Source organism: Nocardia sp. JW2, assembly GCF_051843015.1.
Lineage (GTDB): Bacteria > Actinomycetota > Actinomycetes > Mycobacteriales > Mycobacteriaceae > Nocardia > Nocardia coubleae.
In genome coordinates this window covers 1-12551 of sequence record NZ_JBPXLK010000008.1, presented here as the reverse complement: position 1 = coordinate 12551, position 12551 = coordinate 1, and the positions used below count along the sequence as shown (strand labels likewise).

Annotated in this window: 10 protein-coding genes; 8 read left to right on the top strand and 2 right to left on the bottom strand. The window is 64.8% G+C overall.

Features of this window, described 5'->3' with window-relative positions; translation table 11 throughout:
* Positions 1-25: 25 nt before the first annotated feature.
* The 5 genes from ACSVDM_RS13535 (at position 26) to ACSVDM_RS13515 (ending at position 6625) form a co-directional block, all read left to right on the top strand.
* Positions 26-2083 carry a hydantoinase/oxoprolinase family protein gene (locus tag ACSVDM_RS13535; protein ID WP_439265143.1) on the top strand — a complete coding sequence of 686 codons (2058 nt, stop codon included), beginning with the start codon at positions 26-28 and terminating at the stop codon, positions 2081-2083.
* 4 nt (positions 2084-2087) lie between these two features.
* Positions 2088-4028: a hydantoinase B/oxoprolinase family protein gene (locus ACSVDM_RS13530; protein WP_439265141.1), complete on the top strand. Its 1941-nt coding sequence runs from the start codon at positions 2088-2090 to the stop codon at positions 4026-4028.
* 2 nt (positions 4029-4030) lie between these two features.
* Positions 4031-4255 (top strand): hypothetical protein, encoded by a 225-nt coding sequence (locus tag ACSVDM_RS13525; RefSeq protein ID WP_439265139.1) that lies wholly within the window; start codon positions 4031-4033, stop codon positions 4253-4255.
* A 25-nt stretch (positions 4256-4280) separates the two neighbouring features.
* Complete coding sequence (locus ACSVDM_RS13520; RefSeq protein WP_439265137.1) at positions 4281-5564, top strand: cytochrome P450; 1284 nt, start codon at positions 4281-4283, stop codon at positions 5562-5564.
* Positions 5565-5728: 164 nt separating this feature from the next.
* Complete coding sequence (locus ACSVDM_RS13515; RefSeq protein ID WP_439265135.1) at positions 5729-6625, top strand: alpha/beta hydrolase; 897 nt, start codon at positions 5729-5731, stop codon at positions 6623-6625.
* A gap of 71 nt (positions 6626-6696) precedes the next feature.
* On the opposite strand, the gene ACSVDM_RS13510 is transcribed toward ACSVDM_RS13515, so the two are convergent.
* Both ACSVDM_RS13510 and ACSVDM_RS13505 read right to left on the bottom strand, forming a co-directional pair.
* Positions 6697-7710, bottom strand: a complete 1014-nt coding sequence (locus ACSVDM_RS13510; protein ID WP_439265133.1) for an alcohol dehydrogenase catalytic domain-containing protein — start codon at positions 7708-7710, stop codon at positions 6697-6699.
* A gap of 54 nt (positions 7711-7764) precedes the next feature.
* On the bottom strand, positions 7765-8058 hold the full coding sequence (locus tag ACSVDM_RS13505; RefSeq protein WP_439265131.1) for a putative quinol monooxygenase: 294 nt from the start codon (positions 8056-8058) through the stop codon (positions 7765-7767).
* A 452-nt stretch (positions 8059-8510) separates the two neighbouring features.
* Here ACSVDM_RS13505 and ACSVDM_RS13500 point away from each other — a divergent pair, with 452 nt between their 5' ends.
* The 3 genes from ACSVDM_RS13500 to ACSVDM_RS13490 all read left to right on the top strand — a co-directional run bounded on the left by ACSVDM_RS13500 (position 8511) and on the right by ACSVDM_RS13490 (position 12357).
* Positions 8511-9659 carry a beta-propeller fold lactonase family protein gene (locus ACSVDM_RS13500; protein WP_439265129.1) on the top strand — a complete coding sequence of 383 codons (1149 nt, stop codon included), beginning with the start codon at positions 8511-8513 and terminating at the stop codon, positions 9657-9659.
* 133 nt (positions 9660-9792) lie between these two features.
* Positions 9793-10992 carry a lactonase family protein gene (locus ACSVDM_RS13495; RefSeq protein WP_439265127.1) on the top strand — a complete coding sequence of 400 codons (1200 nt, stop codon included), beginning with the start codon at positions 9793-9795 and terminating at the stop codon, positions 10990-10992.
* Between the two features lie 246 nt (positions 10993-11238).
* Positions 11239-12357 carry an NDMA-dependent alcohol dehydrogenase gene (locus tag ACSVDM_RS13490; RefSeq protein WP_439265125.1) on the top strand — a complete coding sequence of 373 codons (1119 nt, stop codon included), beginning with the start codon at positions 11239-11241 and terminating at the stop codon, positions 12355-12357.
* Positions 12358-12551: the final 194 nt, after the last annotated feature.

Genomic DNA, 12551 nt, shown 5'->3' with positions numbered 1-12551 from the left:
AATGTCATTTTCCAGGAGGTTCGTGATGAAAAGCATGATCGGCGTCGACGTGGGAGGGACATTCACCGATATCGTTCGGGTGACGGACGGGAAAATCGAAACGATCAAAGTCCCGACCAATATGACCGACACCTATAAAGGGGTGCTCGAGGGTGCGGCGGAAGCGGTGGTGGCAGATGTCGACGCGTTCAATCACGCCAGTACGCACGGCCTGAACGCGATCATCACCCGAAAACTCCCGAAGATCGGATTTCTTACCACCTTCGGCCACCGGGACATGCTCGACATGGCGCGGGCCCTGCGGCCCGCCGAGGCCAACACCGATCCCGGCTGGCGACGCAGCTTCAGTGACGTCAGTGGCAGACCGATCGTCCCGCGCTACCTGCGCCGGGGCATCGAGGAGCGGCTGTCCGCGGCCGGTGCGGTGGTCGTGGAGCTGAACGAGGACCAGGCGCGCACCGAGCTGGAAGTGTTGCGCCGCTGCGACATCGAGGGTGTGGCGATCTGTCTGCTCAACGCCTATGTCGACGGGGCGCACGAGCGGCGGCTTCGCGAGTTGGTGCGCGAGGTCCTCGGCGATATCCCGTGCTCGATCTCGAGCGAGGTATCGCCACTGGCGCTCGAATACGCGCGTGCCTCGACCACCACAGTCGACGTGCTCTGCAAGATCATCTACGGGACCTACTCCGAGCGCTTGCAGAAAGGCCTGGCGGAGTTGGGCTTTCGTGGTGACCTCAACTTCGCCGACTGCGCGGCGACGCTGGCCCCGGTCGATGTCGCGATGGCGCAGCCCTCGCGCATCCTGTTCTCCGGCCCGGCGGCGGGCACCATGGCCTGCGCGCACCTGGGCCGCACGATCGCCGAGCCCAACCTGCTGTGTGCCGATGTCGGTGGCACATCGTGCGACATCAGTGTGGTCACCGGTCACCAGCCCGTGGTCAAGACCTCTTTCGAGCTCGAACACGACCTGGTGATCAGCACGCTGTCCAACGAAGTAGTCAGCGTCGGCGCGGGTGGGGGCAGCCTGGTGCGCGTCTCCTCGCTGGGTGAACTGCGAGTCGGCCCCGAGAGCGCGGGCGCGGACCCCGGCCCGGCCTGTTACGGACGCGGCGGCACAGAACCGACCACAACTGACATCTTCCTGCTCATCGGCATTCTGGACGGCGAGCGTTTCGCGGGCGGGCGGTCTCGTCTCGATCCGGAGTTGTCCCGGCAGGCATTCGAACACCTGGATTCCCGGTTCGTTTTCGAGGACCGGGTGCGCTTCGCCTACCAGATGGCGTTGAACAATGTGGCCGAGGGGATCACCGATGTCGTCGTCAAGAACGGCGTCGACCCGCGCGAGTACTCGCTGGTCGCCTTCGGCGCCGCCGGTCCGATGATGTTGCCCGCCCTGCTGGATCAGATGCCGCTGCGTAGCGTGATCGTGCCACCGTATCCGGGGTTGTTCTCCGCGCTCGGGCTGGTGAGCACCGATCAGGTGCACGCGGACAAACGCAGCGCCTACCGGCTGCTCACCCCGGACGCGGCGGCGGAGATCGACGAGATCTACGCCCGGATGGAAGCCGCGATGCGCGAGACGCTCGGTGCCGACGCCGAGCGCGCCGAATTCGTGCGCACGTTCGACGGGCAGTTGATGGGCCAGGTGTGGGACACCCCGTTCGTCCCGGTGCCCTCCGGTCCGATCACCGCCGCCGCCGTCGAGCAGATGATCACCAACTTCCACGACCACTACGAGCAGAAGTCGGGCAACAGGTTCCCGGCGAACCCGGTGCTCGGCGTGACCTACCGGCTCAACGCGGTGGTACCGACCGACAAGGTCGACTATCCGGCACCACCTGCCCGCACCGACGGCGGCGAACCTCGACCCCGTCGCACCATCACGTTGCGCTACCTCGAGGCCGACGGACTCGAGGCAGGCGAATACGAACGCGCCGATCTCCTGCTGGGCGATTCGCTGTCCGGCCCCGCGGTGATCCGCGAACCGCTGTGTACCACTTATGTCCACCGAGGGCAGGTGGCGACCGTCGGCGCGGCCGGCGAGATCGTCATCACCCGTGCGGGCACCGAGAATCAGGAGTGATCCGATGACCACGCCGACCGTCGAACCGACGCTGCTGCGAGACCTTTCCGACGCGGAGTTCCTCGCGCGCTACGACACCGATCCCTTCACCGCCTCGGTGCTGTCCAACCGCCTGCGCGCCGCCGCCCAGCACGTGGCCACCGGATTGCTGCACCGGGCGTTCTCCCCGATCATCGCGCTGGCGATGGACTACGTCTGCGCGGTGCTCGGCCCACCGGAGCAGAACTACCGGATGGTCGCCGCGACCAACGGTCTCACCGTGTTCCTCGGTACCCTCCAGGACGGTGTCCGCGCGGCCGTCGAGGAGTACGGCGTGGACCGGCTGGCCCCGGGCGACCTGCTGATCTGCAACGATCCGAGCCGGGTCGGCAACCACGCCAACGACGTCTGCTTCATCCGTCCGGTCTTTCACAGCGGGCGCGTGGTGAGCTTCATGGTGTTGCGCGCGCACGTCATCGACATCGGCGGCATCACCCCGGGTGGTTTCGACACCAACAAGCGCAATATCTACGAAACCGGGCTGCTCATCGGCCCGCGACTGCTTTTTCACGCCGAAGAGCCGGTGCGCGAGACGTTCACGCTCATCTTCGACAATTCCCGCTTCGGCGAGATCCAGTTGCCCGATTACAAGACGATCCACAGTTGCTGCCGCTTCGGTGAGTCGCTGATCGTCGAGAGCATCGACCGCTACGGGCTCGACGCCTACCTCGGCACCCTCGAATACCTCTGTGACACAACGGCGGAACGGATGCGGCTCGCGATCGCCACGCTGCCCGACGGCGACTACGAGGGCACCGCGAGCATCGATGCCGACGCCGAGGCCGCCGACGAGGAATACCTCGTGCGGGTGAAAGTGGTGAAGCGCGGCGACCGCGTCGAGGCCGACTTCAGCGGCTCCTCGCGGCAGGCCAGGACGGCGATCAACGCGGGCGCGCTTGACGCGAAGACCGCTGTCGGTGTCGGACTGAAGGTGCTGCTGGATCCGCTGGGACACTTCACCTCGGGTTCGTTCCGCAATATCGACATCGTCATCCCGCCGGGCACCATCGCCAGCGCGCTGCCGCCGGACGGCGCGATCTTCTTCTACTGGGAGGTCGCCAACACGGTGATGACCGCCCTGATCGATGCGCTACGAGATGCGTTGGGAGAGCGGGCAGTCGGAGGTGACTGCGGTTCCAACAACGTGCACAACGCCTTCGGGGTCACCGCCGGCGGCACACCGTGGGCCGCATCGGCGGTGGCCGGTGCGGAAACGGGACCCGTGGGAGCCGACCGGCACGCCGACGGTGAGGGCCACGTCTGCCCGTACCTCATCAACATCATCAGCCCGGCGACCGAGGGCATCGAAGCGCAGTTCCCCGTGATGGTGATGCGCAAGGAATACGCCGCCGACACCTCGGGTACCGGTTTGCACCGCGGCGGTGCCGCGATCATGAAGGACATCCTGTGGACCGGCCCGGCCCGTCACCAAGTAGCCCCGTTCCGCTTCCGTAAACCCAGTGGGATCGGCGTGCACGGCGCGGGCGACGGGGTCCAGGGCGGGGTGTGGATCTTCGGTCAGGACGGTGCGCGGCCCGGCTTCGTCTCCGACACCGCCGCCGCCTACCGCGACGCGACTCCTGTTGCGGGAGTGATGGATCCGGAGACCAACCAGCTCGACCCCGCCGGGGTGTACGCCTATTACGCCAGTCAGCGCACCTGGTCGACGCAACCGGGCGCCACCTTCCGCTATCTGACCAACGGCGGCGGCGGATGGGGCGACCCGTTCGCCCGCGACCCGGAAGCGGTGAAAACCGATGTGCGGGACGGCTACGTCACGGTCGAGGCCGCCGCCGCCCGGTACGGCGTCGTGATCCTCGGCGATCCCGACCACGACCCCGAGGGCCTGCGCGTGGATCCCGAGGCGACCACCACACTGCGTGCCGCGAACGCCGACAAGGAGTAGCAATGCCCATCCATTTCCCCCGGCCCACCCAGGCCACCCTGGTGGTCGAACGCGAGCCCGTCGCCGGAACCTGTCCCGAGTGCTCGAGCGCCGCGCTGCGGCGGTACCCGGTCCTCGCCGAGGACGGCTGGTTCGAGGTGGTCAAGTGCGCGAACTGCCTGTACTCGGTCTCCCGCGAACCCGGGCCCAAGCTCGGCGTCATCGAGTTGCTCTCGGATCAGTTGTAACTCTGCTCGATGAAAGGAGCAGTCGATGACCGCTGCCTATGAAGAGGTGTTCGGTTTGCGACCGGAGGCGCTCGAATGCCCGTACACGCACTTCGCGGAGGCCAGACGCGAGGACCCGGTGAGCTTCAACGACCGGCTGGGCATGTGGATCGTGACCGACCATCGGCATGTCTGCGCCGTATTGCGGGACGCGAGAACATTTTCCACGAAAGAGATGCTCGGCCCGGCCACCGCGGCGGAATGGCAGCGCATGATCGATCTCGCGGCCGCGACCGACGACGGCAAACAGCTGCTCGGACCCGATTATGGTGCGAGCCCGCGCAAGACCTTGTTGTTCGCCGACCCGCCGGAGCACACCAAGCACCGCAAACTGATCTCCAGCGCGCTGAGCGCCCCCGCCATCGCCTCGTGGGAGCCCCGGATACGGGCCACCGCGCAACGATTCGTCGACGAACTCGCGCTGCGCGGCAGGGCCGAGTTCGTCACCGAGTTCGCCGCCCCGTACACCATGACCGTCATCGCCGACATCCTCGGACTGCCGTCGACAATGGTTCCGCAGATGATGGCGTGGACGCGCGGCTTCAACTCGATGATCGGCAATCCGCTCACCGACGAGCAGGTGCGTGAACTGGTCGAGGTGCGGCTGGGGTTCGACATCTATTTCGACGAGCAGATGCAGGCGAGACAGGAATCGCCAACCACCGACCTGATCAGCCGGATCGTCGAGTACAACGCGACCTCGGCGGACCCGCTCGGCCGGGACGAACTGCTCATGGTTCTGCAGTTGGCCATGGTCGGCGGAAGCGACACCTCGTCGACGGCACTGTCGCGGATGATGGAATTCCTGTGCGACGAGCCGCGGGAATGGAATCGGCTGCGGGCGGATCCGGAGGCCGTCGGGCCGTTCATCGAGGAACTGCTGCGCACCGAATCGCCGCTGCAAGGACTGTTTCGGGTCGTGACGAAAGACGTGGAACTCGGTGGGAAGAAACTGGCAGCCGGTGACACCGTGTGGATCAGTTTGGCGGCGGCCAATCGTGATCCAGCGGTCTTCGCCGAACCGGACGACAAGGTGATGGAGCGAGCGAACCCCGCGAGCCAGTATGTGATGTTCGGCGGAGGACCTCATCTGTGTCCCGGCGCGGCACTGACGCGACTGGAACTGCGGGTGGTGCTCGAGATGCTGTTGGCGAGATTCCCGTCGGTGCGCAGGGAAGTGCCGCGTAGTGAGCGTATCCGCAGCTTCATGTTCTACGGGCCGACTGATCTCGTGATGAGGGTCGGCTACCAGCAGCAGGCGAACTCGTGAAGCAACCCCGCCCCAAGATTTTCCTGGGATTGTAGCGGTTACCGGCAATTCTCCACAGGGGAGACTCCTGGGAAGAAATCCTCCCTGTCGGCAGGGCGTCTGCGCGCGCAGCATGAAGGCAGCGGTCCGAACTGCGGATCGGAACAACGAGGACGAGGAGAGACATGCCTACCAAGTCTGATGTTCGTTTCAACAGCAGCGGTTTTCAGCTCGCCGGTCACCTCTACAGCCCGGATTCGGTGGACGGCCAAGCCCCCGCTGTTGTGGTCAGTCATCCGCTGACCGGGGTGAAAGAGCAGACGTCGAGCATCTACGCCAAGGCACTCGCCGAGCAGGGGTTCATCACGCTCGCGTTCGATGCCGCGTATCAGGGGGAGAGCGAAGGCGAGCCGCGCGGGCTGGAAAACCCATTCCAGCGCGCCGAGGACGTCCGCAATGCCGTCACCTACCTGAGTACTCGTGACGACGTCGATCCGGAGCGGATCGGCGTGCTCGGGATCTGCGCTTCCGGTGGATACGTGCCCTACGCGGCGCAGACGGATCACCGGATGAAGGCCGTCGCCACCGTCAGTGCGGCAGATGGCGCCGCGTTCTTCAAACAGCCCGATCCCGAAGGTTTCGCGGAACTGGTCGCCCGTGCCGGGGCGGCCCGGATCGCGGAAGCCAAGGGTGAGGAAGTCCCGATGGTCCCGGTGCTGCCGGATTCGGTCGACGAGTCGACACCGGATTCGGTGGCGGAATTCTTCGACTACTACCGGACGCCTCGCGGCCAGCATCCGCGGTCGATCGGCAAGTACGCGCTGCGCAGCGCCGATCAGCTGGACCAATTCGACGCTTACGCCGACGTCGCCAAGATCGCCCCGCGGCCACTGCTGATGATTGCCGGTACCGCCGCCGTGACCAAGCCCTTCAGTGACAACGCGGTCGCCGCCGCCGGGGACAATGCCGAGCTCTACGAAATCGACGGCGCCACGCACGTCGATCTCTACGACGTCGACAAGTATGTTTCGCAGGCACTGGACCGGCTGGTGCCGTTCTTCCGGGAGAATCTGGGTAAGTAGCCGCGGCGTTTCTCCGAACGGCCGTCATCGGCTCTGGTTCGGCACCGAGGTGCCGAACCAGAGCCGATTGTCTACAGACTGACGATCATTTTCACCTGAGTATCCTTCTGTTCTTGCAGGTATTCCAGACCGTCTTCGACGAAGTTCTCCGCTCGGATGCGGGAGGTGATGAACGGGGCGAGGGGGATCTTCCCCGCGCGGACCAGTTCGATGACTTCGGCGTGATCGTCGGCGTAGCCGACCGAGCCTTGCACCGTGATCTCCTTGAAGACCAGAGTGGCCATATCAATCTCGGGTTTACCGTTGTACATGGCGATGATCTCCACGACACCGCCGACCTTGACGGCAGTGAGCAGATCGTCGAGGACCGATTGCACACCCGCGCAATCGACGGCGATATCGGCGCCCCGGCCACCGGTGATGTCGGCGACCTTGTCGATCAGCGACTCGGTGAGGGGGTCGACGAGGTAGTCGGCGATGCCCGTGTCGATCGCGGTCCTGCGGCGGATCGGTGACACCTCGCTGACGATCGTCGTCGCGCCGAGGCCTTTGAGCGCGGCGGCGGCCAGGAGTCCGACCGGACCCGCGCCGGCCACGATGACGATGTCACCGGCTTTCGCGCCCGATTGCTTCACACCGTGATAGCCGACGCAGAGAGGCTCGATCAGCGCGGCTTCGTCCAGTGGGATGTCGCCGATGTGGTGCACCCGCTCGACCGGGACGACCACCCGCTCGGCCAAGCCGCCACCGCCACCGGAGATGCCGAGGCAGGCCATCGCGCCACACGCGTTATATCGGCCCGACGCACAGGCCGGACAGTGCCCGCAGCCCAGGACTGGTTCCACGACGACCGAGTCACCGGAGTTGAACCCGGTGACACCGTCACCGACCTGCTCGACCACACCGGAGAACTCGTGGCCGAGCACGACCGGCAAGGTTTCGCCGGTCAGCAGATGCGCGTTGTCGGCGGTCGGCGACACCGGGACCAACGGGCCCTCGAAATACAGATGCAGATCCGACCCGCACAGCCCGGTCCAGGCCGGAGCCACCATGACGGTGCCAGGACGCAATTCGGGCTCGGGCACATCTGTGTCGAATCGGACGTCACCCCGACCGTAATAGCGAACAGCCTTCACGCGTCAGACGCCGATGAAATCGTGGTAGCGGAAGGTGATGTCACCGTCGAGCATCTCGACGAGTTCGGCGATCACGCCGGACTCCTCGCGCCAGGCGAGGTAGGACTCGAAGTCGGCCCGTGTATTCCACTTCTCGACGAAGAAGATCCGATTCGGCTCGTCCTGGTTTCGTGCGATCTCCACGGTGATATTACCCGCGAAATTCCGGGTCCCGGGAATGTGTGCGATGAACCAGTCGCGCAAATCGTCGAAACGACCCGGCTTGGCGGTCATATCGATACTCACCTGGATTGCCATGGAATACACGCTCCTGAAGTTGGGCAGTAGAAACGGTATCACTGTAACGCGCATCACAACCCCCGCCAATTGGCGATTTCGAAAGCGTGCTTGATTCCTGCGAAACCGTATCGAATGCGCCAGTGGATGTTTATGACTTGTCTCAAAGAACGCAATCCAATATTGGAGTAATCGCAATCGCTTGCATTTCAGTCGGCGGCGGCAGTCGTCACGGGGTAGGTGTCACGATTCGATAGCGGCGAATCGTGAATTTCCGAATTGCCAGTTGTGTCCAAATGTGATGCGCGTTACGGTGTTCATGTTCGGTCACGTGAGAATACGTTCCGCAGGCAGACTCTTCCGTTGCGAAAGAAATCTCCAGGACTTTCTCGGCCCGAAAATATTCCCCGTCATCGCAGATGGCAAGAGTGAATTCTACTGTCCGTAATGGACGGCCCAGTTAGGACAAGTCAGTGACGACTTTCAGCAGTAGACAGCAAAGCCCGAGCGGGGCCCGGATCAGGAAAGCCGCCGCCGTACTCGCGGTGGTCTTGGTTGGCGGTGTGGGTGCGGCTTCGGGCGCGTCGGCCTCCCCGGACCAGAACTCCCGGTTCCTGACGTTGGCGGGCACACTCGTCGGCGATGTATCCGTCTTGCGGATCGCGCCGGACGGAGGGCTCAGTGCGGTCGCCGGATCGCCCTTCTCCGTGGGGCCGGGCATCTTCTCGGTGGTGAACGCGCCGGGCAGCAAGAACGTATACGTCACGCAGGTGGGTGCGCAGCGGGTCAGCGGATACCGCATCGCCGATGACGGCTCGATGGTCCCGATCCCCGGTACCGAGGTCCCGATGAACGGCGGCCCGATCGCCACCTCCACGGTCACCCCGGACGGGCGACTGTTGTTCGTCGGCCAAGGCGGCCTGCCCGGCAAGATCAGCTCCTACGCGATATCCGATACCGGGGCGCTGTCACCGCTCACCTCCACACAGGTCGAAGGTCTCGGACTCGCCCCCATGGTGACGGTGGATCCCACCGGCAGGTTCTTGCATTGGACGAGCGTGCTCGACGGCACCGTCACCGCCTTCAGGATCGGTGCGAACGGTGGTCTGACCGTTGTCGGCAAGCCGGTCGCGGCAGGCGCTGCCCCGGTCAATCCCGGCTACACCCCGGACGGCCGTTTCGTCTATGTCAGTCAGGAACAAGGCGGGAAGGTCTCCGGGTTCGCCATCGGAGCGAACGGTGAACTGACTCCGACGCCGGGCTCGCCGTATGCCGCGGGCGCGATGCCGCATGCCGCGGTGGTCACCGCAGACGGAACCCGCGTCTATGTACCGCAGGTCGCGGGGGGCTCGGTCGCCGGATACTCGATCGGTGCCGACGGCGCGCTCACTCCGCTGCCGAACTCGCCTTATTCTCTTCCGGTCGGCTCGGGCCCGGGACTCGTCGCACTGAGCGACGACGAAAAGCACCTCTACGCCGCGGATACGCTGACGATCAACGTGACCTCGCGGATGCACATCTTCGATGTCCGCGCGGACGGCAGCCTCGCGCAGTCCAGCCTGCCCGCCGTCGACACCGGCGTCTTCTTCGGTGACGGGCCGACCATGGTCAAAACCCCGTGACACCGAGCGGGTAATCAGGCGAATACCTCTGCCCCACACTGCGTATTCGAGGTGTGGGGCGGAGGTGTTGCCTACCGCGGCGAGCGGCGCGTCCAAGCGATCGCTCCGCCCAGGCTGATGAATGGAACCGATCATGAGAACTGTGCGTAAGAACATGGCCGCCCCTCGGCCCCAGGTGCGGCGTCGGCGACGGGGCGCCGGAGTCGGCGCGGTCGCCGCGGTGGCCGCGCTCCTGGCCCCACTTCTGGTCGGATCGGCCGCAGCCGCACCGGCCGCGGTGGTCGACCACCTGTACCTGTCGGGAGCCGCTACCGGCAATGTCATCGGCTACGAAGTCACGGCGGGAGCCGCGCCTCGACAAATAGCCGGAACTCCGATCCACACGGGCTTCGGTGCGCTGACGATCAAGGCCTCGCCCGACGGGCGATTCCTCTACACCGTTTCGCCAGGTCCGTCCGCCGAAATCGTCGTCTTCTCGATCGGCCCCGGTGGCTCGTTGACACCGGTGCCCGGTACACCCGTTGCCGTGCCGGAGGCGCCGCTCGGTATGAATCTTTCCCCTGACGGCCGCCATCTGGTGCTCACCACCGGTCCCAGTCTCAGCGGCGGCGCGAACCTGCGCTCCTACGCTGTGCGACCTGACGGGGTGCCTGTCGAGCTCGGGCACTCGGTACCGGCGGGGCCGCTCGGTGATCTCGGCGGGGCCCCGGTCCCCATGCCGGTGGTGTCGGCCGACAGCCGCAACGTGTATCTGGCCAACTACTTCGGCGGCACGGTCACCCGGTTCGAGTTGCACGCCGACGGTTCACTGTCGGAAGCGAGGGAAAAGATCAGGTCCGGCGGTGGCCCGGTGAGTCCCACGATCTCTCCGGACGGCAATTTTCTGTACACCTCGAACGAATTCACGGCGAACATCTCGGCGTTCCGGATCGAGGCGAACGGCGGCCTGCGCGAAGTGGCGGGGTCGCCATTCGCCGCCGGAACGACCCCGCACGGACTCACCATCAGCCCGGACGGCCGGTTCCTCTACACGCCGAATGCCTTGTCCAACAACGTCACCGGTTACGCGGTGCGGGCGGACGGCTCACTGGGCGAGCTTCCCGGCTCACCGTTTCCCGGCGGTCCTCCTGCGACGGTGCCTGGTCAGGTGCTCATCTCCTCCGACGGACGCCAGCTCCACGCTGTCGACATCATCGGCTCCTCGCCAACGCCCTTCGTGGCGCTACGCAGTTACAGCGTCGGCGATGACGGCAGTCTGCAGGTCGACCCCGGCGCGCCGGTGAACACCGGGCTGTTGTTCTCCGCCGCCTCGGTTCTCGTTCCGGGAAGGTGATACCACCGTGGGGTGGTGATGCGCATCCGGGACCACAGCGTTCGCTTGCCGGATTGTGATGTAGGTCCCACTGCTCTTAGCATCGTCACAACGGAAAGTCGCAGCCGACATGAATGCGAGCCCGGCCGCGACTGGCGGCTGATTCGACACTTTCCGATCGATAGACGCTGTCGCACAGCGCTTTTGGGATCCCGCACCGGCAACAGTGCCGGATCGTTGAGCAGTGGAATAGGCGAGGAGTAGATCATGCAGGTACGTGGCGCGGTTATTTGGGAATCTCCCGGACCCCTCGAGGTCGTCGATATGGAATTGGACGACCCACGTCCGGACGAACTGCAGGTGAAAATGGTCGCCTCGGGAATGTGCCACTCCGACGACCATCACGTGACAGGTGATTCGCCGCTGACCGGCTGTCCTTTCGCCCTCGGGCACGAGGGCGCCGGAATCGTCACCAAGGTCGGCCCCAACAGCAAGGGAATCGAAGAAGGTGACCATGTCGTCTTCTCGGCCATTCCGTCCTGTGGGCACTGTCGCTGGTGTGCGTCGGGGATGTCGAATCTGTGTGATCTCGCCGCGGGAATCCTCGCCGGTCCGCGGTGGACCGACGGCACCTACCGGTTGCACCTGCCCGACGGCCGACCGGTCGGCCAGCTGTGCGGAATCTCGACGTTCGTCGACACCACGACAGCGTCGCTGGACTCGGTCATCAAGGTGGACAAGGATATTCCGCTGGACAAAGCATGCCTGGTCGGGTGTGCGGTCAGCACGGGGTGGGGCGCGGCGGTCAACTCCGCCGACGTGCAGCCGGGTGACACCGTCATCGTCATGGGTGTCGGTGGCATCGGGGCGAGCGCCGTGCAAGGCGCGCGATTCGGTGGCGCCGAGAACATCATCGCGGTGGACCCGGTCGCGTTCAAGCGGGAGAAGGCGGCGACGTTCGGCGCGACCCACGCGGTGGCCACGATGGAGGAGGCAACCGAACTCGCCCGCCGATTCACGAATGGTCAGGGTGCGGATTCGGCGATCGTGACCGTTGGCATCCTGAAGTCCGAATATGTCGCACAAGCATTCTCGGCGATCCGCAAGGCGGGCACTGTCGTCGTGACCGCGATCGGACAGCACGACGCGGTCGGGGTCCCGATCTCCTTGCACGATCTGACGCTGTCGCAGAAACGGCTGCAGGGTTCGCTCTTCGGCGCTACCAACGGAAACTGGGACATCAAACGGCTACTCAACTTGTACAGGGCCGGTTCATTGAACCTCGACGACATGGTGACCCGCACCTACACACTCGATGATGTCGCGCAGGGTTACAAAGATCTGCACGACGGTACGAACATCCGTGGCGTGATCACTTACCAGTAGTCGGAAATATCTCGACCTCCAATCCCTACTATCGAAAGTTCGCTCAACGATGGTGAATCTCGAAAACGGCTCGGCGGAAAAGCTCCAGTGGGTCGTCGACCTGGAGCAGATCAAGACGCTGATGGCGAAGTACTGCCACGGTATCGATCAGAAGGACGAGCAGACCTTCATGAGTATCTGGGCCGATGACGGTG